Consider the following 23,153-nt stretch of genomic DNA (forward strand, 5'->3'; position numbering starts at 1 on the left):
CTGGGTAGGGCTGCGGTAATCCGCTCGATGCCGCAGCCGACAAGGAGACCCCCGTGACCGCACCGGCGCACCTGCTGCTCTCGGCCCTGACCGACACCGTCCTCTCGGACACCGCCCTGTCCGACGCCACACCCGAGGGCACCTCCTCCTCCGATGTGCCCGGACCCGACCGGACCCTGCCCAAACCCGCGGCGGGGCCGGACCACCGGCTCCGCCCGGACACCGCCGGCCCGGACGAGACCGGCCTGGACGACCTCCACCCCGGCGATCCCTACCCGGACGTGTTCACCTCGGAGGCGCCCTGGGCCGAGGCCCCGCTGACCAGCGAACCGCCGCTGCCCGACGCCGAACCGCTCACCAGCGAACCGCCCCTCGCCGAGGCCGCGCCGCTGACCAGCGAGTCCACCGCCGACCCCGGCCCGTGCGGCGCGGAGCGGTAGATGGCCGCGCCACGGCCGGCCGGAGACGCCGGAGATGCCGGACCCGCCGGGGATGCCGGGGGCGCTGGGGGTGCTGAGGGCGCCGGGGACGACGACCTCGCCCGGCTCGCCGCGCTGCACGGCGTCGCCACCTCCTACAGCCCCGCACCGGGTCGTACGGTGGCCGCCTCGCCCGGCGCCGTCGTCGCCGCGCTCGCCGCCCTGGACGTCGACGCGAGCACCCCGGAGGCGGTACGCGCCGCGCTCGCCGCCCGCGAGAGCGCCCTGCGGGAACGCTTGCTCCCGCCCACCCTGGTCCACTGGACCGACGCCGGACCCCCCGAAGCCCTCACCGCGCTGCCGTCCGGCACCCGGCTCACCGTCGAGACCGAGCAGGGCGGGACGCGCTCCGGCACCGACGGCCTGCCCCCGGGCGTCCACCGGCTGACCGCCACCGCCCCCGACGGCCGGAGGGCCGAGGCGCACCTGATCGTCGCCCCGCCCCGGCTGCCCCCGCCGCCCGGACGCTCCTACGGGCTGCTCGTGCAGCTCTACTCCCTGCTCTCCCACCGCTCCTGGGGCATGGGCGACCTGGGCGACCTCGCCGAGCTGAGCGGCTGGGCCGGGCGGAGCCTGGGCGCCGGGTTCGTCCAGGTCAACCCGCTGCACGCGGCCGTGCCCGGCGACCCCGCCGATCCCGCCAACCCCACCGATCCCTCGCCCTACCGCCCCTCCTCCCGCCGCTTCCCCGACCCCGTGCACCTGCGGATCGAGGACGTCCCCGAGTACGCGTACGTCACCGGCGACGCGGACCGCGCGCGGCTGCACACCCTGGGGGAACGGGCCGCCCGCCTGCGCGCCGAGGTCCTCGGCAAGGGCGCCCTGATCGACCGGGACGCGGTGTGGGACCTGAAACGCGAGGCCCTGGAGATCCTGCACCGGGTCCCGCTCGGCCCCGGCCGCGCCGCCGCCCACGCCGCCTTCCTCGCCCGCGAGGGCCGCGCCCTGACGGACCACGCCACCTGGTGCGCCCTGGCCGAGGCGCACGGCTCCGACTGGAGCCGCTGGCCCGAGGGGCTGCGCGACCCGCGCTCGCCGCAGACGGCCCGCGCCCGCGCGGAACTGGCCGACCGCGTCGACTTCCACTCCCGCCTCGCCTGGCTCACCGACGAACAGCTCACCGCCGCCCAGCGCGCCGCCCGCGAGGCCGGCATGCCCCTCGGGATCGTGCACGACCTCGCCGTGGGTGTGCACCCGCGCGGCGCCGACGCGTGGGCGCAGCAGGACGTCTACGCCGCCGGGATGTCCGTCGGCGCCCCGCCGGACGCCTTCAACGCGCACGGCCAGGACTGGGGCCTGCCGCCCTGGCGCCCCGACCGCCTCGCCGCCTGCGGCCACGCGCCCTTCCGGCGGCTGCTGCGCGCCCTGTTCCGCTCCGCGGGCGCCCTGCGCATCGACCATGTGATGGGCCTGTTCCGGCTCTGGTGGGTGCCGCGCGGCCGTCCGCCCACCGAGGGCACCTACGTCCGCCACGACGCCGAGGCCATGCTCGCCGTGCTGGTGCTGGAGGCCGCGCGGGCCGGGGCGGTGGTGATCGGCGAGGATCTCGGCACCGTGGAGCCCGGGGTGCGCGAGACCCTGGACCGGCGCGGAGTGCTCGGCACGTCGGTGCTCTGGTTCGAACGGGACTGGGACGGCGACGGCCGCCCGCTGCCGCCCGCCCGCTGGCGCGCCGACTGCCTGGCCACGGCCACCACGCACGACCTGCCGTCCACCGCGGCCCGCCTCACCGGCGAGCACGTCGCGCTGCGCCACCGCCTGGGCCTGCTCACCCGCCCGCTGGAGGAGGAACGCGCGGAGGCCGCAGCGGACGTGGACGAGTGGCTGGCGCTGCTGGGGAAACTGGGGCTCCTCCCGGGGACGGCGGGAGACGGCGCCGGAACCACGGCCGGAGCGGCCGGAGCGACCGGGAGCCCCGGCGGCGAGGCCCGGGTCGAGGCCGGGATCCAGGCCGTCCACCGCTTCCTGCTGCGCACCCCCGCCCGGATGGTGGGCCTCTGGCTGCCGGACGCCGTGGGCGACCGCCGCCCGCAGAACCTGCCCGGCACCTCGGCCGAGTACCCCAACTGGCGTCTGCCCGTCGCCGACGCCGAGGGCCGCCCGGTGACCCTGGAGGACCTGGCCGCCTCGCCCCGCCTGCGCGCCCTGGCGGACGTACTGCGCGCCGGGGTGCGGAAGGACGGAGGTACTGAGGGGCGCTGACGGCGGGGGCGCGCGTGCGGTCCGCGCGCCTCATACGGCACCCCGGACGCGCGGCCCGTTCCGGCGTTCGCTACTTTGGCACCGTGGACAAGAAGAACGCCCTGCGCGCCGGCACCCTGGCGGCCGGTACGACGCTGATGATGCTGCTCATGTCGTCCCCCGCGCTCGCGGTGATCCGTGACGACGGCGACGACCCCGGCAAGGGCCTGGGCGTCGCCGAGACGCTGGGTCTCTTCGTCGGGATCCCGCTCGCCCTGTTCGTGATCATCGGCGGTCTCGTCATGGTCCTGGACCGGTCCCACAAGCACCAGGACACCGGCCGCAAGGCGGACGCCAAGGCCTGACGGCCGCCGGCGGTCCCAGGCCCAGGCCCGGTTTCGCACCTGCACCTGCACCGAGGGCGCCCGCCCCGCCGTGCGTACGCGCATTCGCCGTACGCACGCGCCGGGGGCGGGCGCCTTCGTCGTGCCCGGCGTCGGCCCCGGCCCCGGCCCGGCTCGGGCGTGGTCGGGGGACGGGCGGTGCCAGGGGCTGGGCGGTGTCAGGGGCTGGGCGCCGTGAGGTAGCGCTGCACGGTGGGCGCCAGCCAGGCCAGCGCCTCCTGGCGGGCCAGGGCCACGGCCGCCGGGATGCGCAGCACGTACCGGGTGAGCGCCAGCCCGAGCAACTGGGACGCGCACAGCGCCGCCCGCGCCGGAACCTGCTCGGGATCCGGGCACACCGCCTGCGCCACCGGCAGCAACTGCTCCCGGAACACCCGCTGCAACCGCTCGGCCCCGGCGGTGTTGGTGACGCCGACGCGCAGGATCGCCGTCAGTTCGCCGCTCTCCTCCCAGAGGTCGAGGAAGTGCGAGACGAGAGCGTGGCCGATCTGGTCGCGGGGGAGCGCGGACAGGTCCGGGAGCCGCAGATCCACGGAGACGGCCGCCGCGAACAGGCTCTCCTTGTTGCCGTGGTAGCGCATGACCATCGACGGATCGATCCGCGCGTCCTTGGCGATGGCCCGGATGGTCGCCCGTTCGTACCCGTCCGCCGCGAATCGGGCCCGCGCGGCGGCGAGGATGGCGGCGCGGGTGGCGTCGGAACGCCGGGCGGAGCCGCCTGAGACAGATGAGGGTGAGGCGGGTGAGGCGGATGCGGCGAGTGAAGTGGGTGAGGCGGATGAGGTTGCGGGAGCGGTTGGGGTGGCTGGGGTGCCTGGGGTGGCGCGATCTGGCATGCCTACGAGCGTAGGTCAACACCCGTGGGCCAACAAGCGTTGACGCGCTCGCGCCGCCGGGGCTACGTTTGCCAACAGACGTTGGCCCACGCCCGTTGGCATACGTACGTAGGTCTACGCCCGTTGGCCCACAAGCGTTCGCCTGCAAGCAGTCGCCCACCGGCGTTTGCCCACAAGCGTGGACCGGCCGAAGCAGCCATCGAGGAGGCCCCTCATGACCACCACCCCCGTGATCGTCGTCGGCGCCGGCCCCACCGGACTCCTGCTGGCCGGCGACCTCGCCGCCGCCGGTGTCTCCGTCACCCTCGTAGAGAAGCGCCCCCACCGGATCAGCAACCTCTCCCGCGCCTTCGTCCTGCACGCCCGCACCCTCGAACAGCTCGACGCCCGCGCGCTCGCCGACGAACTGGAGGGGATCGGCCGCCCCCTGGACCGGCTGAACCTCTTCGGCCGCCTCTCCCTCGACCTCACCGCCCTGCCCTCCCGTTTCCGCCATGTCCTCGTCCTGCCGCAGTACGAGGTCGAGAAGGTGCTGGAGCGGCGCGCGGCCGAGAACGGCGTGGACTTCCGCCACGAGACCGAGGTGACCGGACTGGCCCAGGACGCGGACGGCGTGACCGTGGCCGTGCGCGGCGCGGACGGCCGGCCGGAGTCGCTGCGCGGGGCGTACGTCGTCGGCGCGGACGGGATGCGCAGCGCGGTGCGGCGGGCGGTCGGGCTGCCGTTCCCGGGGCGGTCGGTGATCCGTTCGGTGGTGCTGGCGGACGTGCGGCTGGCCGAGCCGCCCGAGACGCTGCTGACGGTCGCCGCGGCCGGGGACGCGTTCGCCTTCCTCGCGCCCTTCGGGGACGGCTACCACCGGGTGATCTGCTGGTGCCGGGGCCGGGAGGAGGCCGACGACGCGCCGGTCGGCCTCGACGAGGTCAAGGAGATCACCCGGCTCGCGCTCGGCCGCGACTACGGTATGCACGACGCCCGCTGGACCTCCCGCTTCCACAGCGACGAGCGGCAGGCGCCCGCCTACCGCGTCGGCCGGGTCCTGCTCGCCGGGGACGCCGCCCATGTGCACAGCCCGGCCGGCGGACAGGGCATGAACACCGGCCTCCAGGACGCGGCGAACCTCAGCTGGAAGCTCGCGCAGGTCGTCACCGGGCACGCACCCGAGGTGCTGCTCGACACCTACCAGGCCGAACGCCACCCGGTCGGCAAGGCCGTGCTGCGCAGCAGCGGTGGCATCGTGCGGCTCGCGATGGCCGGGCGCCCCTGGACCCTGGCCCTGCGCGCCGCGCTCGTCACCGCACTCGGCACCTGCGCTCCGCTCCGCCGCCTGGTCACCGGCCAGGTCACCGGGCTCGGCTACCGCTACCGGGCGCCGCGCGGCGCGCACCGGCTGGTCGGCTCCCGCGTCCCGGACGTGGCGCTCGCGGGCGGCGGCCGGCTGTACGAAGCCCTGCGCGGCGGCCGGTTCGTCCTGCTCACCCCCGCTGCCCGCGAGGTGGCTCCGGAGCGCGCCGCCCGCCTGACCGCCGCGCGCTGGGCGAGCGGCCGCCGTACGGCCCTGCTGGTCCGCCCCGACGGCTACGCGGCCTGGGCGGCGGACACGCCCGACCCGGCGGCGATCGAGGCGGCGCTCGCCACCCACGTGGGCTGACCCGCCGCAGCATCCTTCAGCCGCTCAACCTTTCGGTTCTGCTGAAAAGACCGCTCGAAAAGTTTCGATGGACCTGACAGGTCGGCCGCTGTCACGGTGGTTCCGGACCGGGTGGGACGCCTCCGCCCCGCCCGCCGTCCCGCCCCGTCCAGCGACCGTCCCGCCCCGTCCAGCGAAAGGACCCCCGTGGCCCCCGTCCGGCACCGGACACCCCGCCCACCCGTGGCGCCACCGGCCCCGGCGACCGCGTCCGCCGCGCGGCCCGTCGCCCTCGGGACCGCCCTCGCCGCGCTGGCCACCGTCGTCTGGGCGGGCAGCTTCGTCACCTCCCGCGCGCTGCACGACAGCGTGCCGCCGGTGCAGCAGGCGTTCTGGCGCTGGGTGGTGGCGCTCGTGGCGGTGGCGCCCTTCGGTGCCCGCGCCGCCTGGCGGCAGCGGGAGCTGATCCGCCGCCACGCGGCCTTCGTCCTGCTGGCCGCGCTGCTCGGCATCGCCGTCTACAACACCCTGGTCAACCAGGCCGGACTGACCACCCCGGCCGCCAACATGGGCATGATCATGGCAGCCTCGCCGGTGCTGATGGCGGTCCTGGAACGGGCGGGCGGCACCCGGCTCGGCGCCCGCCGGGTCGCGGGCCTGCTCACCGCCTGCGCGGGCGTGGTGCTGCTGGTGGCGGGCGGCGGCGGGGCCTCGTTCGCCGCCGGGGACCTGTGGATGATCGCCGCGGCCTGCTGCTTCGGCGGCTACAGCGCCCTGCTGCGCCGCCGTCCCGCCGGGCTGGACGGCGCCGGGTTCCTCTTCACCACCTTCCTGGCCGGCACGCTCATGCTGGTGCCGTGCCAGCTCGGCAGCCTCGCGCTCCAGGGCGGGTTCACCCCGTCGCCCGGCACCGTGCTGCCCCTGCTCTACGTCGGCGTGCTGTCCTCCGCCCTCGCCTTCTTCGCCTGGAACAAGGCGATCTCCCTGGTCGGCCCGACCCGCGCCGGACTCGTCTACTACCTCCAGCCGGTCTGTGTGGCGCTGCTGTCCTGGGCGCTGCTCGGCGAGGCGGCCGGCCCGCGCCAGGCGCTGTGCATGGCGCTGATCCTGGGCGGCGTCGTCCTCGGCTCGGCGGCCCGCCGCTGATGCTGCTGACGCCGCCGAGGACCGTACGGCCGTACGGTTCGTACGGCCGTATGGTTGCCGCCATGGCCGAGTGGGAGATCCGGAAGCTGCGCATCCTGCGGACGCTGCGGGAGCGGGGGACCGTGACCGCGACGGCCGAGGCGCTGCACATGACCCCGTCCGCCGTCTCCCAGCAGCTGACCAACCTCGCCGCCCAGCTCGGGGTGCCGCTGCTGGAGGCGCGGGGGCGGCGGGTGCGGCTCACGGACGCGGCCCGGCTGGTGCTGCGGCACGCCGACGCCGTGTTCGAGCAACTGGAACGCGCGGACGCGGAGATGGCGGCGTACACGCGCGGCGAGGCCGGCGAGGTGCGGGTCGCTGCCTTCTCGACCGCGGTGCCCGCCCTGGTGGTCCCGGCGGTGCGGGCGCTGCGCGCCACCCGGCCCGGGGTGGTCGTACGGGTGCGGGAGGCGGAGGCGGGCGAGGCGTACGACCTGCTGGCCGCCGGTGAGGTGGACCTCGCGCTGTCGCTGGCCGCGCACGCGCCGACCGCCGTGGACCCGGGCTTCACCCGCGTGCCGCTGCTCGCCGACCCGCTCGACCTCGCCCTGCCGCCCGGTCACGCGCTGGCTCAGGCGCCCGAGGTGCGGCTGGCCGATCTCGCCGCCGAGGAGTGGATCTTCGGCGGCAGCGGCCCGTGGTCCGACATCACCCGTACGGCCTGCGAGGCGGCCGGGTTCAGCCCCCACCAGGGGCACACGGCGGCCGGCTGGACGGCCATCCTGGCGATGGTGGAGGCGGGCATGGGCGTCGCCCTCGTACCGCGCATGGCGGCCCTGCGCCGCGACGGCGTGGTGCTCCGCGAACTGACCGCCGACCGCCCCCACCGCCACGTGGTCGCCGCCCTGCGCCAGGGCGCTCGCGACGCCCCCGCCCCCCGGACCGTCCTGGCGGCCCTGCGCACAGCGGCCACGCACCTGACGACCGGACAGGACGCTCACAGCGGGTGGCGCGGGGAGTGAAGGAGCGCGGGGGTACGCCGTCCCCACAGCAAAAGGCGCCCGGCAAGCACACCGGGCGCCCTTCGCTCGCCGTCACCGGCGGCGCAGCAGATGGCTACCGGCCCGCCGCCGCGTCCGCCGCCTGGGCGCGGAGGGAGCGTTCGATGCCCGCACGGGACTCCGAGACGAGGCGGCGCAGGGCCGCGTTCGGCGGGGCGGAGGCCAGCCACTCGTCGGTGCGGCGCAGGGTGTCCTGGGAGACCTGGACCGAGGGGTACAGGCCGACCGCGATCTGCTGGGCCATCTCGTGGGAGCGGGAGTCCCAGATGTCCTTGAGCACCTCGAAGTACCGCTCGGTGTACGGCGCCAGCAGCTCGCGCTGGTCGGTCTGGACGAAGCCGCCGATGACCGCCTCCTGGACGGCGTTGGGCAGCTTGTCGGAGTCGACGACCGACGCCCACGCCTCGGCCTTGGCCTCCTCGGTCGGGCGGGCGGCGCGGGCGGTGGCCGCGTGCCGTTCACCGGCGGCGGTGCGGTCGCGCTCGTACTCCCCGGCGATCTCCGGCTCGTCGAACCGGCCCACCGCCGCGAGCCGCTGCACGAACGCCCAGCGCAGCTCGGTGTCCACGGCCAGGCCCTCGATGGTCTGCGAGCCCTCCAGCAGCGCGTTCAGCAGGTCGAGCTGCTCGGGCGTGCGGGCGGTCGCCGCGAAGGCGCGGGCCCAGGCGAGCTGGTGGTCGCTGCCCGCCTCGGCGGTGCGCAGATGGGCCAGCGTGGCGTCCGTCCAGCGGGTCAGCAGCGCGTCGCGGGCGGCCGGGTCGGCGTACAGGTCGATGGCCAGCTTCACCTGGCGCTGGAGCGACTGCACCACGCCGATGTCGGACTCCTTGCCGATGCCGGACAGCACCAGCGACAGGTAGTCGCGGGTGGCCAGCTCGGCGTCGCGGGTCATGTCCCAGGCCGAGGCCCAGCACAGCGCGCGCGGCAGCGAGGACGCGAAGTCGCCCAGGTGCTCGGTGACGACGGCGAGCGACTGCTCGTCGAGACGGACCTTGGCGTACGACAGGTCGTCGTCGTTGAGCAGGACGACCGCCGGGCGGCGCCGGCCGGCCAGCTGCGGCACGGCGGTCAGCTCGCCGTCCACGTCCAGCTCGATCCGGCCGTCCTCGGCGCGCACCAGCTTGCCGCTCGCCTCGTCCAGGTCGTACAGGCCGATCGCGATGCGGTGCGGGCGCAGCGTGGGCTCGCCCTTGGCGCCGGCCGGGAGCGCGGGGGCCTCCTGGCGGACGGCGAAGGAGGTGATGACGCCGTTCTCGTCGGTCTCGATCTCCGGGCGCAGGATGTTGATCCCGGCCGTCTCCAGCCACTTGTGCGACCAGGTCCGCAGATCGCGGCCGGAGGTCTCCTCCAGGGCGCCGAGCAGGTCGGAGAGGCGGGTGTTGCCGAAGGCGTGCCGCTTGAAGTACGCCTGCACGCCCCGGAAGAACTCGTCCCTGCCGACGTAGGCCACCAGCTGCTTGAGGACGCTGGCGCCCTTGGCGTAGGTGATGCCGTCGAAGTTGACGAGGACGTCGTCCAGGTCGTTGATGTCCGCCATGATCGGGTGGGTGGACGGCAGCTGGTCCTGCCGGTACGCCCAGGTCTTCATGGAGTTCGCGAACGTGGTCCACGAGTGCGGCCAGCGCGAGCCGGGGGCGTGCGCCTGGCAGGCGATGGAGGTGTAGGTGGCGAACGACTCGTTCAGCCACAGGTCGTTCCACCACTCCATGGTGACCAGGTCGCCGAACCACATGTGGGCCAGCTCGTGCAGGATCGTCTCGGCCCGCATCTCGTACGCCGCGTCGGTCACCTTGGACCGGAAGACGTACTGGTCGCGGATGGTCACCGCGCCCGCGTTCTCCATCGCGCCCGCGTTGAACTCGGGCACGAACAGCTGGTCGTACTTGGCGAACGGGTAGGCGTAGTCGAACTTCTCCTGGAACCAGTCGAAGCCCTGCCGGGTGACGTCGAAGATCGCGTCGGCGTCGAGGAACTCGGCGAGCGAGGGACGGCAGTAGATGCCGAGCGGCACGGACTGCCCGTCCTTCTCGTACACGCTGTGCACGGAGTGGTACGGGCCGACGATCAGCGCCGTGATGTACGTCGAGATGCGCGGCGTCGGCGCGAACTCCCAGACGTTGTCGCGGGGCTCGGGGGTCGGCGAGTTGGACACGACGGTCCAGCCCTCGGGCGCCTTCACGGTGAACCGGAAGGTCGCCTTGAGGTCGGGCTGCTCGAAGGCGGCGAAGACGCGGCGGGCGTCCGGCACCTCGAACTGCGTGTACAGGTACACCTGGTCGTCGACCGGGTCGACGAAGCGGTGCAGGCCCTCACCGGTGTTGGTGTACGCGCAGTCGGCGGCGACGCGCAGCACGTTGGGGCCCGCCAGCAGGCCGGGCAGGGCGATCCGGGAGTCCTTGAAGACCTCCGCGGGGTCCAGCGCGTCGCCGTTGAGGGTCACCTCGTGGACGGTGGGGGCGATCAGGTCGATGAAGGACTCGGCGCCGTCCTCGGCGACGTCGAAGCGCACCGTGGTCACGGACCGGTAGGTACCTCCCCCGCTCTCAGCTTCGTTCGAGCGGGCGGTGCCCCCACCCTGCGCGCCGGAGAGGTCGAGATCGATCTCGTACGAGTCAACGGTCAGCAGCTTCGCCCGCTGCCGCGCCTCTTCGCGAGTCAGGTTTGTGCCAGGCACGCGGTCATCTCCTCGTGATGTGTGGATTGCGTCATCCTTCCATGCGGGCCGCACGGAACGCGACGACCGGATCCCGCCGGTGGGCGGCCGGTCGCGGCGCGAGGCTGGAACCATGACGACAGGGCGAGACACCATGGTCCACCGGGCACGCGCCATCGAACCGGGCGTGCTGAGCCGGCTGCGCGAGCGGGACGACGCCGGACGCCCGGCGGTCCCCTTCACCGACCCGGAAGGCGGCGCTCCGCTGCGCTGCTGCCTGCGCCGGAGCGAGCCCGGCGAGCGGCTCGCGCTGGTCTCCTACGCGCCGCTGCGGCGCTGGGCGGCCGCGACGGGCGCCGACCCCGGCGCCTACGACGAGCAGGGGCCCGTCTTCGTGCACGCCGGGGAGTGCGCCGGGCCGGATACCGCGGAGCGGCTGCCCCTCACCCACGCGCGCCGCGTGCTGCGCCGCTACGGCGCCGAGGGCCGCATCCTGGGCGGGGCGCTGGTGGAGCCGGGCGCCGGGCGTTTCGACGCGGCCCTCACCGAGGCGTTCGACGACCCGGCCGTGGCGCTGGTCCACGTCCGGGCCGTCGAGTACGGCTGCTTCCTCTACGAGGTGCGCAGGCCGTAGGGCTTCCACGGGGTGCGCGGGCCCGGGGTGCTCCGGGGCCCGCCGCCCGGGTCAGCCCTTCAGCTCCGCCGCCACCAGCTCCGCGATCTGCACCGCGTTCAGCGCGGCGCCCTTGCGGAGGTTGTCGTTGGACAGGAACAGGGCGAGACCGTGCTCCACGGTCTCGTCGCGGCGGATGCGGCCGACGAAGGACGGGTCCTGGCCGGCGGCCTCCAGCGGCGTCGGGATGTCCGAGAGGACCACACCGGGGGCGGCGGCCAGCAGCTCGGTGGCGCGCTCCGGGCTGATCGGCCGCGCGAAACGGGCGTTGACCTGGAGGGAGTGCCCGGAGAAGACCGGCACCCGCACACAGGTGCCGGAGACCTTCAGCTCCGGGATCTCCAGGATCTTGCGGGACTCGTGGCGGAGCTTCTGCTCCTCGTCGGTCTCGTTCAGGCCGTCGTCGACGAGGTTGCCCGCGAAGGGCAGCACGTTGAAGGCGATCGGGCGCTTGTAGACGGCCGGCTCGGGGAAGTCGACGGCCGAGCCGTCGTGGGTCAGCCGGTCGGCGTCGGCGACGGTCTTCTGCGTCTGGCCGTGCAGCTCGGCGACGCCCGCGACGCCCGAGCCGGACACCGCCTGGTAGGTGGCGACGACCAGCGCCTGAAGACCGGCCTCGGCGTGCAGCGGCCTGAGGACCGGCATCGCGGCCATGGTCGTGCAGTTCGGGTTGGCGATGATGCCCTTGGGGCGGTCCGCGACCGCGTGCGGGTTCACCTCGGACACCACCAGCGGCACGTCCGGGTCGCGGCGCCAGGCCGAGGAGTTGTCGATCACCACGGCGCCCTGCCCGGCGACCTTCTCGGCCAGCGCCTTCGAGGTCGCGCCGCCCGCCGAGAACAGCACGATGTCCAGGCCGGTGTAGTCGGCGCTCGCCGCGTCCTCCACCGTCACCCCGTCCAGCACCCGCCCCGCCGAGCGGGCCGAGGCGAACAGGCGCAGCTCGGTGACGGGGAAGTCGCGCTCCGTGAGGATCCTGCGCATGACCGTGCCGACCTGACCGGTGGCTCCGACGATTCCGACCCTCACGGTGTCTCCTCTGTGTGCTGTGCGTGCGTCTGCCGCGCGTGTCGCCCGGCCGCGGCCTTTCCATCATGCGGCCGACCCGGGCCCGGGTGTCCAGTTCTTTGCGCCGCGTGCCCGGCGGCCCTGCGGAAAAGGGGACGACTCGGACCGCCCCGCGGTTGCGGTTCTGCGGCGCGCACCCGGTGTGAGCTGGAGAAATTCGCCCGTCCTCGGCCGTGCGCCGCAAGCTGTGCTGCTGGGTGCCTGCCCATCCCGCACGGGCGTATCCGACGATGTGACGTACGCAACGGGAGCGGGCGGCCGTCCGGGGCACGGGAAAGGGCGGGCGCCCCGGTGGACGCCCGCCCCTCAGCCGTCACGGCGGTCCCGCGCGAGAGCTACGGCAGGACGGTCCCGATGCGCACGCTGCCGGTGCCCGCGACGGTGCCCCGCGCGTTCACCAGCCGCACCTGCCCGAAGAACTCGCGTCCCTCGGGTGCCTGGGCGGCGGCGGTGACCTGGCCGGTCACGGTCGCCGAGGCGCCCGTGCCCAGCTTCACCGGCGCGCCGTCCACGGAGACGGTGCCGAGCGTGGTGGAGAAGAACACGTCGCGGTAGTCGTACTCCGTCGAACCGGACGGCACCGAGTACGCGGCGACCTCGACGGTGTACGTCCCGGCGGCCGGGGAGGCGATCGACACCGACTCCTCCGAGTCGCCGTCGGCGGACTTGGCGACCTGCTTGCCGCTCGCGTCGTAGACCACGAGGTCCAGGTCCGCCGACTTGTCGGAGACCCCGCCGATGGCGACGTCCAGCGAGGCGGCGCCCGCGGGCACCGTCACCGTCGTGGTCTGCTTCTCGCCGTTGGCCACGGTCGGCCGGGCGGACTTGGCCGAGCCGAGCGGGCCGCCGGTGAGCCGGCCGTCCAGCGCGGCGTACTTGTTCGTCACCTTCCAGGAGGCGGTCACCGGCGTGCCGGTCTTCGCCTCGGGCACGGTCACGGTCTGCGGGTCGAAGGCCGCGCCCAGCACGGTGACGTCGAGCCGGTAGGGGTTGTCGAGCTGCGGCGAGGTGCGGCGCGCCTCGACCTCGACCTCCCACACGCCCGGCTGCGGGTCGGCGTAGGAGCGCACGTCCGGCTTGCAGCCGTTGCCGTCGAGGTAGTTGTTGTAGCAGTACGGGGTCGAGGTGTTGTCGACCGGGACGCCGTACGGGTGGATGGCGATGAACCGGGTCTGGCTCTTGTCGGCCAGGCCGCCGATGGCCACCTCCAGCGACTTCGCGCCCGCGGGCACGGTCAGGAAGTAGGACCGGGTCGCGTTGCGCTGCACCGACGCCTTGGCGGTGTAGGTGTACGCGACCGGGTCCGCGACCACGACGGTGGTGAGGATCTGCCGGTCGACGCCGGTGGTGAACGGGTCGTCGACCTCCAGGATCGCGCTCTTGAGGCCCGCTGAGCGCGGCGCGGCCTGCACCTTGACGGTCACCGGCCGGTTCAGCGGCAGCCGCACCAGCGGCGAGCCGACGAGGCGGAACGTCTGCTCGGCGTTGTTCGCCAGGCGCAGCGTGTGCCACACGGCGGCGGGCGAGCCCGAGGTGCGGGTGACGGTGATGTCGTACGTCTTCTTCTGGCCGGCCTTCAGGCCGCCCTCGCGGTCGTAGAGGCCGGTGCCGTGGCCCGGGGTCTTCAGCGCCTCGTCGATCGCGGTGTCGACCGGGGCGTCGACCGTGTAGTCGTGCGCGCCCGCGCCCAGCCGGATCAGCTTCCAGGCGTCCACGATGTCGATGCGGCCCGCGCCCTCCTCGTAGGCCTGGGCGCCGGGGATGTGGTGGGCGCTGGAGGTGAGGGCGGTGCGCAGCCGGGCCGGGGTCAGCCCGATGCGGTGCTGCGCGGCGGCGCTCAGCAGCAGGGCGGCGGCGCCGGTGGCCTGTGGGGAGGCCATCGAGGTGCCCTGGAGCATCGAGTAGCCGGCCGGCAGCGTGTAGCCCGCCTCGGCGACCGGGCCGCCGGGCAGCCAGGTCTGCGTGGTGTTGATGGCGGCGCCGGGCGCGACCAGGGTCGGCGTGAAGCCGCCGTCCTCCCGCGGGCCGCGCGAGGAGAACGGCATCATCGCGTACGGGGTGCGCACCGCGGAGCCGTAGTTCGCGGCCCAGGTCTCCTTGGAGACGCCCGCGCCGACCGAGATGACCTTGTCGGCGAGGCCGGGGTCGCCGATGGTGTTGGCACCGGGGCCGGAGTTGCCCGCGGAGATGACGAGCTGGACGCCGTAGGTGTCGATCAGGCGGGTGTACAGCTCGGCGCGGGCGTTGTTGCCGTCGTTGAGGGCGGGCAGTCCGCCGATGGACATGTTGACGATGTCCACGCCGCGCTCGGCGACGAGGTCGATCATGCCCTCGGTGAGCGCCACGTTGGTGCAGCTGCCCGTCCAGGTGCAGGCGCGCGAGGAGACGATCTTCGCGCCGGGCGCCGCGCCGTTCATCTTCCCGCCGAACAGGCCGTTGGCGGCGGTGATCCCGGCGACGTGGGTGCCGTGCTCGGACTCGATGAGGCCGATGTTGACGAAGTCGGACTTCTTGCCGGTCCAGGACCCGCCGTAGGGGTCCATCGGGACGTCCTTGCGGATCTGCACGACGAACGGCTGGCGCTCGGCGACGTCCGTCTTCGGGTCGTCGGTGCCGAACCAGCCGACCTGGTAGCCGTCCTTGTACGGCTTCATCGGGGTGTCGTCGGTGAAGTCGTGGTTGTTGTTCAGGTCGACGCGGACCGTGCCGGCGGCCGCGTCGTAGAGGACGCCCCAGGAGTCGGTGGTGTCGCCGTCGCGGTTGACGTCGCCGGCCGCGTCGCCGCCCGTGGTGGCGGACTCCTTGAAGGTGCTGATCCGGTACGAACCGGCCGGGGCCTTCCAGGTCTGGCCGCCGTAGGCGAAGGCCGGTCCGGACACCGCGTCGACCATGGGGCGCCAGGTGGCGTCGCCGTCGACGATCGGGTCGGTCGCGGTCACCCAGTCGACGATCTTGCGCTCGCCGGTGGTGGTGCGCTGGAGCGCCGGGTGGGAGAGGTCCACACCGGAGTCGAGGATGCCGATGGTGACGCCCCGGCCGTCCGCCTTCGGGTTCTGCCGCACGAAGTCGACGGCACCGGTCTCGAAGGACGGGTTGTACGGGTTGACGGCGGGCGTGTTCTTCCCCGGGGCGGAGTAGGAGGCGCCGCTTCCCTTGCCGTCCTTGCCGTCCTTGCCGTGCGCGGTCCCGGCCGGGTCGGCGTCCGGGCGCGGGTCGTCCAGGGATATCTCCTGGCGCAGGTCGATGGCGTGCACCGTGGACAGCTTCTCGGCGGCGGCGATCACCGCGTCCGCCTGGGCGGTCGGCACGGTGGCCCGGACGTAGCCGAGCTTGTCGTGCGTGCGGCCGACCGAGCCGCCCTTGACCGCGTCGAGCTGGCGCGCGACCTGGTCGGTGCGGCCGGGCGCGGTCGCGATCATCATCGTGACGTTCTTGTCGCCGTCGGCCTTGGCGGTGGCCAGCAGATCGGCGTCGTCCGCGCCGAGCTTGGCGCTCGCGGACCGGACGGGCGGGTCGGCGGGGAGCGGGCCGTCCTGGGCGAAGGCCAGGGGGAGCGGTCCGGCGGCGCAGAGCGCGGCGGCCACGCCGGTGGCCGCGGCGAGGCGGGCCAGGCGTCTCGCGCCCGGGGCGCGGGGGGAGTCGGGGGTCATCGGCATCCTCTGTCAATGAAGGAACCAGGCGAGGTGCGACCGGATGTGATCGCGGTCGTCCGGAATTCGGTGCCGGACGATCGCTCAGCTTTACTCAAGCGACAGAAGTTTGGGGAGAGTTGGTCGGGCCGGGATGGACACATGGCGGGATCCCGCCATACGCCACGGTGGACGCATACCCTCAAACCCCCTTGTTCCGCCGTATGTTGCGGGCGGATGAACGCGCATCGTGGCGGCCCGGGTCCGCAGGGTGGCCGCCGCCGGAGGCCCGCCCTTGCCCGGCCCGTACCGCCTCTTGACCGCCCCCGGGGGACGGCGCCCGCGGGCCGCCCGCGCGCCCCTCGGCGCCCGAACGGCCCCCGCCCGCCGCCGTGCTGCCGTAACGTCTCCCCATGCGTGAGGAGTTGCGGGTGGCGGCCTACGCCGTGTGTGTGCGGGACGGACAGGTACTGCTGGCCCGCTGGGTCGCGCGGGACGGCGCACGCCGGTGGACCCTGCCCGGTGGCGGCATGGAGCACGGCGAGGACCCCTACGACACCGTGGTCCGCGAGGCCGAGGAGGAGACCGGCTACGCGGTCGAACCGGTCACCCTGCTCGGCGTGGACTCCATCCGCCGCACCTATCCGCGGCCCCTGGGCAGCCACGCCGACTTCCAGGGCCTGCGCATCGTCTACGAGGGCCGGGTCACCGGCGGCGAACTGCGCCACGAGACGGGCGGTTCCACCGACATGGCGGCCTGGCACGACCTGGCCGCGGTGAGCGGACTGGAGCGGGTCGGACTGGTCGACGTGGGGCTGCGGCTGTGGCGGGAGCGCCCGGCGGCGGGCCGTGCGGCGCCGGAGCGGGCCGAGGAGACGTAACGGCCGGATCCGGCTCAACCGGGCCGCCGCCCGGCAACCGTCCGCACCGCCCCCGGGTCCTTGCGCCCGACAGCAGCGGACGGCGACGAGGGGAAAGACGATGTCGGTACGGGCGAGTTGGGTGGGCGCGACGGCCCTGGTCATGGCGGTGGCGGCGGCGGGACCCGCGGCGGCGGCACCGTCCGCGCAGGGCGGCCACGGCCGTCACGAGGCGACCCGGGCGGCGGTCCGGGCACTCGTCGCGGACGGGGTGCCCGGCGTGACGGCGACCGTGCGCGAGCGGGCGGGCACCTGGAGCACCACGGCGGGCACGGGCGACCTGCGCACCGGCGCCCCGCGCGGGGCGCACGACCGCTACCGGGTGGGCAGCATCACCAAGACCTTCACGGCCACGGTGCTGCTCCAACTGGAGGCGGAGGGGCGGCTGTCGCTGGACGACACGGTCGAGCACTGGCTGCCCGGCGTGGTGCGCGGCCACGGCAACGACGGCAGCCGCATCACCCTGCGGCAGCTGCTCGACCACACGAGCGGCCTCTACAACTACACGGCCGACGACACGTTCGACCGCACCTACTTCGAGAAGGACGGCTTCCTGGAACACCGCTACGACACGGTGCCCGCCGAGGACCTGGTGCGGATCGCGGTCTCCCACGCGCCGGACTTCGCCCCCGGCACCTCCTGGCAGTACTCCAACACCAACTATGTGCTGGCCGGCCTGGTGATCGGACGCGTCACGGGCCGTTCCTACGCCGACGAGATCCGCGACCGCGTCCTGCGGCCCCTGCACCTGAACGCCACCTCGCTGCCCGGCACCCGCACCACCGTGCCGCACCCGAGCGGCCGCGCCTACTCCAAGCTGGCCGACAAGGCGACGGGCCCGACGTACGACGTCACCGCACTCAACCCCTCCATCGCCTCCTCGGCGGGCGAGATGATCTCCGACTCCGCCGACCTGACCCGCTTCTACACCGCCCTGCTGCGAGGGCGGCTGCTGCCGCCGGAGCAGCTGGAGGAGATGAAGACCACGGTCCGGGACACCGGCGACCCGCACATCGCCTACGGCCTCGGTCTGATGGACCGCCGGCTCTCCTGCGGCGTGCACGTGTGGGGCCACGACGGCGGCATCCACGGCTCGTCCTCACTGGCCGCGACCACCGCCGACGGCCGCCACGCACTGGCCCTCAACCTCAACGCCGACTGGACGGGCGACCCGGAGACGGTGCTGGAGGCGGAGTTCTGCGGCCGGTGACCGGCTGACCTGCGGCGCCTGTCGCGAGCCCCGGCGCCGGGGCGCGCGACAGGCCCTAGCGGGGCAGCACCACCACGTACGCGGCCGGGTCGCGGTCGGCCGCCGCCATCAGGGCCGTGCGGACGACCGTGGCCTGCTGGTCCATCGCGTCGCGCAGCTTGCGGGGCGTGAGATGGACGACCGTGATGCCCAGCCGCTCCAGGTGCTCGCGCTTGCGGGTGTACTCCACGCCGAGGGTCTCGTCGCCCGGACGGCCCGGCAGCGGGGCGCGGGTGTCCAGTTCCAGGGCGACCGCGTGGTCGGGCCAGTAGGCGTCCAGACCGCCCAGGTGCGGGCCGCCCGGCAGCCGCAGGTCCACGTTCCACACCGGGTCGGGCAGACCGTGCTCCGCGACCATCCGGTACAGCCGGTCCTCCGCGACCGAACGGCCCTCGGCGAGCAGCGAGTCCACCGCGTCCACCACGTGCGGCCGGGTCAGCAGCCGCGCACCGGTCAGCGCCCGCACCACAGCGGCCGGTTCGCAGTGCCCGTCGCGCACCGCCTCCGTCAGCAGCCGCTGCACGGCGAACGCGTCGGACAACTGGGCCACCGCGTCCGCCAGCGCGCGCGGTACCGGGGCCACCGGCACTCCGCCGGCCGTCTCGGGCGCGGGCGGCTCGGCCGCCTTGACGATCCGGGCGCAGCCCGTCGAGCGCAGTCGGCGCAGCCGCGGCACCAGCACGTCGATCACGTCCAGCGCGAGCAGCGCGGGCGCCGCCGCGAATCCGTGCAGGGCGAGCGCCGCCAGACCGGTGATCATCACCTCGGCGCGGGCCGGGCGGTGCGGCTCCCGGGCGGTCGGCTGGGCCGGGACCCCGTCCCTGCGGCGCGGCACCGGCCCGCGCGTGGCGTACGCGAGCACCGCGCGCAGCCGCTCCTCCCCGGTCGGCGGCCCCGGGTGCAGCAGATAGACGCCCGGCAGGAACTGCTGCCAGGGACCGCCGGGCCGGCACTGCGCCGACGTCTCGGCCGCCGACACACCGTGCGCGCGCAACTGGGCGGTGGTCAGGACCCGGTGGTGCGCCTCGGCCAGATGGCTCAGCGGGCGGGGGGAGAGCGGGGTGTCGTGGTTCATGCCACGGGACGTTCCCGCACCCGAGCCCCGCGCTAACCGCTGTTACAAGAGCGTGGCGCAATACGGACAACACCGCCCGTATGCACAGGCGTTCGGGTGCCGGAAACCCCTGGTCCGCCGGGCACGGACCAGGGGTTACGGCCTCCGGGGCACGCGTTCTGTAACGGTTACCGCGCGCCGCAGCTCTGGCCAGAGCTGCGGCCGGACGGGTGAGGGCTCAGCGTGCACCGGCCGCCGCGTCGCACGCCTGTCCGTCGAGCGCCCGCGCCAGGTCGTCGCGCTCCTCCAGGACCAGCCGGCGCAGCGCGGGCGCGGCCTGCTCGTGCGCGGCGAGCCACGCGTCCGCGGCCTCCAGCGTCTGCCGCGAGTCGCGCAGCGCGGGGAAGAGACCGCGCACCACGACCACGCCGATCTGGATCGACCGCTCCCGCCACACCCGCTCGATCTCGGCGAAGTACTTCTCGGTGTACGGCGCCAGCAGCTCGCGCTGCGAGGGCCGGACGAAGCCCGCGATGGTCGCCTCCACCAGCGCGTTGGACAGCGTGTCCGACTCCACGACCCGCTCCCACGCGGCCTCCTTCACCGCGGCCGAGGGGCGCGCGGCCAGGCAGCGCACATGGTGCCGCTCGCCGGAGGCGGTGTCGTCCCGGGCCAGCTCCTCGTCGAGGCGCTGCTCACCGGCCGCCCTGTGGGTGGCCAGCGGCTCCAGGAACGCCCAGCGCAGCTCCTGGTCCACGGCGAGACCGGGGATCTCCTCGGTGCCGTCCAGCAGGCCCGCCAGCAGGTCGAGGTCGCCCGGGTCCGACGCCAGCGAGGCGAAGAACCGCGCCCAGGCGAGCTGGTGCTCGCTGCCCGGCTCGGCCTGCCGCAGCTCGGCCAGCGCGCCCTCGGCCAGCGCCCGCGCACCGCTCGGACGCCACGCGGGCGCCGCGTAGTGCACCAGCGCCGACTCCGCCCAGGCGTGCAGCATCTGGAGCACGCCGATGTCCGTCTCGCGGCCCGCGAAGCGCAGCACCAGGTCCACGAAGTCACGGGCCGGCAGCAGCGCGTCCCGGGTCAGGTTCCACAGCGCCGACCAGCACAGCGCGCGGGCCAGCGGATCGGTCAGCGCGGCCAGGTGCTCGCGCAGCGTGGCCAGCGAGGTCTCGTCGAAACGGATCTTGCAGTAGGTGAGGTCGTCGTCGTTGACCAGCACCAGCTCGGGCGCGTCCTGCCCGGCCAGCTCCGCCACCAGCGTGCGGGGGCCGTCCACGTCCACCTCGGCGCGCGCGTACCGCTCCAGCGCGCCGACCTCCGAGCGCCGGTACAGGCCGACGGCCACCCGGTGCGGACGCAGCTCGGGATACGCCTCCACGGCCTCCTGCACCACCGCCAGCTCGGCGATCCGCCCCTCGGCGTCCAGGATCACCTGCGGGGTCAGCGTGTTGACGCCCGCCGTCTGGAGCCAGGACCGCGCCCAGGCGCCCATGTCCCGGCCGCTGGTCTCCTCCAGCACCGCCAGCAGGTCGCCCAGGCGGGTGTTGCCGTAGGCGTGCCGCTTGAAGTAGCGGCGGGCGCCCTCCAGGAAGGCGTCCCGGCCCACGTACGCCACCAGCTGCTTGAGGACGCTGGCGCCCTTGGCGTAGGTGATGCCGTCGAAGTTCAGCTTGGCGTCCTGGAGGTCGCGGATGTCCGCGGTGACCGGGTGCGTGGACGGCAGCTGGTCGGCGCGGTACGCCCACGCCTTGCGCCGGTTGGCGAAGGTGATCCAGCCGTCGGTGAAGCGGGTCGCGCCGACCAGCGAGAAGGAGCCCATGAAGTCCGCGAAGGACTCCTTCAGCCACAGGTCGTCCCACCACTCCATGGTGACCAGGTCGCCGAACCACATGTGCGCCATCTCGTGCAGGATGACGTTGGCCCGCGCCTCGTAGGACGCCTGTGTCACCTTGCCGCGGAAGATGTACTCCTCGCGGAAGGTCACCAGGCCCGGGTTCTCCATCGCGCCGAGGTTGTACTCGGGCACGAACGCCTGGTCGTACTTGCCGAACGGGTACGGGTAGTCGAAGTGCTCGTGGAAGAAGTCCAGGCCCTGCTTGGTGACCAGGAAGACGTCGTCGGCGTCGAAGTGCTTGGCGAGCCCCTTGCGGCACAGCGCGCCCAGCGGGATCTCCAGCCGCGTCCCGTCCGGCAGCTCCCGCTCGTAGGAGTCGGTGACGTAGTGGTACGGGCCCGCGACCACGCAGGTGATGTACGTGGAGACCGGCTTGGTCTCCGCGAACCGCCACACCCCCTCCTGCTCCGTGCCGGCGCCGTTGCTCCACACCGTCCACTCCTCGGGCGCCCGCACCTCGAAGCGGTAGGGCGCCTTGAGGTCGGGCTGCTCGAAGTTGGCGAAGACGCGGCGCGCGTCGGCCGGCTCGTACTGGGTGTAGAGGTAGACCTCGCCGTCCTCCGGGTCGACGAAGCGGTGCAGGCCCTCGCCGGTGCGCGAGTAGGCGCACTGCGCGTCGACGACCAGTTCGTTGTCGGCGGCCAGGTCCTCCAGGGCGATCCGGGCGCCGTCGAAGACCTCGCCGGGGTCGAGGTCCTTGCCGTTGAGGGAGACGGCGGTGACGCTCGGCGCGATCAGGTCCGCGAAGCTGGACGCGCCGGGCTCGTTGCAGCGGAACCGGATCGTGGTGACGGACCGGAACGTCAGCGGCCCCTCGCCCTCTGTGTCGCCGACCGCCGACCGCACGTCGAGGGACACCTCGTACCCGTCGACGGACAGCAGGGCGGCCCGCTCCCGGGCCTCGTCGCGGGACAGATTCTCACCGGGCACTGACGGCACTCCCTCGGATGTGTTCAAGATGCGGACAGCACCGATCCTGCCATGCGGTCCTGTTGCGCGACATTGGGGAATGCCCTGCGTGACGATCGATGTTGCCCGAGGCGAGGGCCCCGCCGGGCCCGCCCCGTACGCGCACACCCCGTACCGAGGAGAGCCATGTCCCAGACCGCCCCCGAGGCGACCCCCTCCGGCAGGACCCCCGTCGACTTCTGGTTCGACCCGCTGTGCCCGTGGGCCTGGATGACCTCGCGGTGGGTGCTGGAGGTGCAGAAGCAGCGCGACATCGAGGTCCGCTGGCACATCATGAGCCTGGCCGTGCTCAACGAGCCCCGGATCGACGAGCTGCCCGAGGAGTACCGCGAGCTGCTCACCACCCAGGCGTGGGCACCGGTCAAGGTGGTGACGGCGGCCTGGCAGAAGCACGGCGAGGACGTCCTCGGCCCGCTCTACACCGCGCTCGGCACCCGCTTCCACAACCGGGGCGAGGGCCCGACCCGCGAGGCCATCGCGGGCGCGCTGGCGGACGCGGGCCTGCCCGCCGACCTGATCGACTACGCCGACCAGGAGGACTTCGAGTTCGACGCCGAGCTGCGCGCCTCCCACAAGGAGGGCATCGACAAGGTCGGCCAGGAGGTCGGCACCCCGGTCATCGCGCTGCCCGGCCCGGACGGCCGGCAGCTCGCCTTCTTCGGCCCGGTCGTCACCCCGGCCCCGAAGGGCGAGGACGCGCTGCGCCTGTGGGACGGCACCATCGCGGTCGCCTCGGTGCCCGGCTTCTACGAGATCAAGCGGACCCGCACCGAGGGGCCGGACTTCAGCAACCTGTAGTCAGGGCCCGCCGTACAACGGGAGAACCCCCGCGAGTCATGTCCTCGCGGGGGTTTCCTTCATTCCGCCCGCCCGCGCGAAAGGTGAGAAGACGATCACGAGGGGGGACGATCGGGGGGTGCGCGGTCAGGGCGCGAGGAGCAGGACGTTGGTGCGTTCCTTGGCGGCGGCGTAGCGCCTGGCGACGTCCTGCCAGTTGACGACGGCCCACATGGCGTCGATGAAGTCGACCTTCTGGTTCTTGTACTGGAGGTAGAAGGCGTGCTCCCAGGCGTCGAAGACGAGGACGGGGGTGGAGCCCTGTCCGACGTTGCCCTGGTGGTCGTAGACCTGTTCGACGACGAGGCGGCCGCTGAGGGGTTCGTAGGCCAGGANGCCCCAGCCGGAGCCCTGGGTGGTGGCCGCGGCCTTGGTGAGCTGGGCCTTGAACCCGGCGAAGGAGCCGAAGGACTCGGTGATCGCGTCGGCCAGCTCGCCCACGCCGTCCTGGGCCAGCGGCTCGCCGCCGCCGTCGCCCGTCATGTTCTGCCAGT

General features: G+C 73.9%; 17 protein-coding genes. 10 read left to right on the plus strand and 7 right to left on the minus strand.

All coding sequences use genetic code 11. The features are described from left to right. Window positions 1-176: 176 nt before the first annotated feature. From B086_RS45535 to B086_RS0121310, 3 genes are all read left to right on the plus strand, one after another. Window positions 177-440 carry a hypothetical protein gene (locus B086_RS45535; RefSeq protein WP_420712559.1) on the plus strand — a complete coding sequence of 88 codons (264 nt, stop codon included), beginning with the start codon at window positions 177-179 and terminating at the stop codon, window positions 438-440. Beyond that, window positions 441-2,681, plus strand: coding sequence for a 4-alpha-glucanotransferase (gene malQ, locus B086_RS0121305; protein ID WP_018568453.1), 2,241 nt, complete (start codon window positions 441-443; stop codon window positions 2,679-2,681). A gap of 83 nt (window positions 2,682-2,764) precedes the next feature. Next, window positions 2,765-3,025: a hypothetical protein gene (locus B086_RS0121310; protein WP_026252631.1), complete on the plus strand. Its 261-nt coding sequence runs from the start codon at window positions 2,765-2,767 to the stop codon at window positions 3,023-3,025. 197 nt (window positions 3,026-3,222) lie between these two features. Here the strand turns inward: B086_RS0121310 and B086_RS40480 are convergent, their stop codons facing one another. Continuing rightward, window positions 3,223-3,900 (minus strand): TetR family transcriptional regulator, encoded by a 678-nt coding sequence (locus tag B086_RS40480; protein ID WP_078531153.1) that lies wholly within the window; start codon window positions 3,898-3,900, stop codon window positions 3,223-3,225. Between the two features lie 214 nt (window positions 3,901-4,114). On the opposite strand from B086_RS40480, the gene B086_RS0121320 reads away from it, so the two are divergent. From B086_RS0121320 to B086_RS0121330, 3 genes are all read left to right on the plus strand, one after another. Beyond that, on the plus strand, window positions 4,115-5,551 hold the full coding sequence (locus B086_RS0121320) for an FAD-dependent monooxygenase (RefSeq protein ID WP_018568456.1): 1,437 nt from the start codon (window positions 4,115-4,117) through the stop codon (window positions 5,549-5,551). Window positions 5,552-5,773: 222 nt separating this feature from the next. Further along, window positions 5,774-6,676, plus strand: coding sequence for a DMT family transporter (locus B086_RS0121325; RefSeq protein WP_018568457.1), 903 nt, complete (start codon window positions 5,774-5,776; stop codon window positions 6,674-6,676). A gap of 62 nt (window positions 6,677-6,738) precedes the next feature. Next, a complete protein-coding gene (locus B086_RS0121330; protein WP_037873764.1) occupies window positions 6,739-7,677 on the plus strand; it encodes a LysR family transcriptional regulator in 939 nt (312 codons plus the stop codon). Window positions 7,678-7,771: 94 nt separating this feature from the next. Here B086_RS0121330 and pepN (B086_RS0121335) read toward each other — a convergent pair whose 3' ends face one another. Further along, window positions 7,772-10,390 (minus strand): aminopeptidase N, encoded by a 2,619-nt coding sequence (gene pepN, locus B086_RS0121335; RefSeq protein WP_026252632.1) that lies wholly within the window; start codon window positions 10,388-10,390, stop codon window positions 7,772-7,774. A 112-nt stretch (window positions 10,391-10,502) separates the two neighbouring features. Between pepN (B086_RS0121335) and B086_RS0121340 the strand changes: the two genes are divergently transcribed. After that, window positions 10,503-11,003 carry a DUF1203 domain-containing protein gene (locus tag B086_RS0121340; protein ID WP_026252633.1) on the plus strand — a complete coding sequence of 167 codons (501 nt, stop codon included), beginning with the start codon at window positions 10,503-10,505 and terminating at the stop codon, window positions 11,001-11,003. Between the two features lie 51 nt (window positions 11,004-11,054). Here the strand turns inward: B086_RS0121340 and B086_RS0121345 are convergent, their stop codons facing one another. After that, complete coding sequence (locus B086_RS0121345; RefSeq protein ID WP_018568461.1) at window positions 11,055-12,071, minus strand: aspartate-semialdehyde dehydrogenase; 1,017 nt, start codon at window positions 12,069-12,071, stop codon at window positions 11,055-11,057. Window positions 12,072-12,445: 374 nt separating this feature from the next. Then, the gene (locus B086_RS0121350; RefSeq protein WP_018568462.1) at window positions 12,446-15,760 is read right to left on the minus strand and encodes a S8 family serine peptidase; all 3,315 of its coding nucleotides are present in this window, start codon (window positions 15,758-15,760) and stop codon (window positions 12,446-12,448) included. A gap of 392 nt (window positions 15,761-16,152) precedes the next feature. Between B086_RS0121350 and B086_RS0121355 the strand changes: the two genes are divergently transcribed. Beyond that, entirely contained in the window at window positions 16,153-16,620 is a 468-nt protein-coding gene (locus tag B086_RS0121355) for an NUDIX hydrolase (protein WP_026252634.1), read from the plus strand. Between the two features lie 100 nt (window positions 16,621-16,720). Then, window positions 16,721-17,869, plus strand: a complete 1,149-nt coding sequence (locus B086_RS0121360; RefSeq protein ID WP_078531154.1) for a serine hydrolase domain-containing protein — start codon at window positions 16,721-16,723, stop codon at window positions 17,867-17,869. A 55-nt stretch (window positions 17,870-17,924) separates the two neighbouring features. Here B086_RS0121360 and B086_RS0121365 read toward each other — a convergent pair whose 3' ends face one another. After that, window positions 17,925-18,983 carry a hypothetical protein gene (locus B086_RS0121365; RefSeq protein ID WP_018568465.1) on the minus strand — a complete coding sequence of 353 codons (1,059 nt, stop codon included), beginning with the start codon at window positions 18,981-18,983 and terminating at the stop codon, window positions 17,925-17,927. Window positions 18,984-19,200: 217 nt separating this feature from the next. Then, complete coding sequence (pepN, locus tag B086_RS0121370; RefSeq protein ID WP_018568466.1) at window positions 19,201-21,783, minus strand: aminopeptidase N; 2,583 nt, start codon at window positions 21,781-21,783, stop codon at window positions 19,201-19,203. A 165-nt stretch (window positions 21,784-21,948) separates the two neighbouring features. Here pepN (B086_RS0121370) and B086_RS0121375 point away from each other — a divergent pair, with 165 nt between their 5' ends. After that, a complete protein-coding gene (locus tag B086_RS0121375; protein ID WP_018568467.1) occupies window positions 21,949-22,620 on the plus strand; it encodes a DsbA family protein in 672 nt (223 codons plus the stop codon). A gap of 126 nt (window positions 22,621-22,746) precedes the next feature. Here B086_RS0121375 and B086_RS0121380 read toward each other — a convergent pair. Then, window positions 22,747-23,153, minus strand: a 407-nt coding sequence (locus tag B086_RS0121380) for a superoxide dismutase (protein WP_018568468.1), incomplete at its 5' end; no start/stop codon positions are given.

Origin of the sequence: Streptomyces sp. PsTaAH-124 (genome assembly GCF_000373685.1) — a bacterium.
In the GTDB taxonomy this organism is placed as follows: domain Bacteria; phylum Actinomycetota; class Actinomycetes; order Streptomycetales; family Streptomycetaceae; genus Streptomyces; species Streptomyces andamanensis.

What these genes read in the sequence shown, in the direction of transcription:
- B086_RS0121330 (WP_037873764.1), top strand. Translation starts at nt 6,739, where the DNA reads ATGGCCGAGTGGGAGATCCGGAAGCTGCGCATCCTGCGGACGCTGCGG.
- B086_RS0121320 (WP_018568456.1), top strand. Translation starts at nt 4,115, where the DNA reads ATGACCACCACCCCCGTGATCGTCGTCGGCGCCGGCCCCACCGGACTC.
- B086_RS0121375 (WP_018568467.1), top strand. Translation starts at nt 21,949, where the DNA reads ATGTCCCAGACCGCCCCCGAGGCGACCCCCTCCGGCAGGACCCCCGTC.
- B086_RS0121365 (WP_018568465.1), bottom strand. Translation starts at nt 18,983, where the DNA reads ATGAACCACGACACCCCGCTCTCCCCCCGCCCGCTGAGCCATCTGGCC.
- B086_RS0121360 (WP_078531154.1), top strand. Translation starts at nt 16,721, where the DNA reads ATGTCGGTACGGGCGAGTTGGGTGGGCGCGACGGCCCTGGTCATGGCG.
- B086_RS0121350 (WP_018568462.1), bottom strand. Translation starts at nt 15,760, where the DNA reads ATGACCCCCGACTCCCCCCGCGCCCCGGGCGCGAGACGCCTGGCCCGC.
- B086_RS0121355 (WP_026252634.1), top strand. Translation starts at nt 16,153, where the DNA reads ATGCGTGAGGAGTTGCGGGTGGCGGCCTACGCCGTGTGTGTGCGGGAC.
- B086_RS40480 (WP_078531153.1), bottom strand. Translation starts at nt 3,900, where the DNA reads ATGCCAGATCGCGCCACCCCAGGCACCCCAGCCACCCCAACCGCTCCC.
- B086_RS0121340 (WP_026252633.1), top strand. Translation starts at nt 10,503, where the DNA reads ATGACGACAGGGCGAGACACCATGGTCCACCGGGCACGCGCCATCGAA.
- malQ (WP_018568453.1), top strand. Translation starts at nt 441, where the DNA reads ATGGCCGCGCCACGGCCGGCCGGAGACGCCGGAGATGCCGGACCCGCC.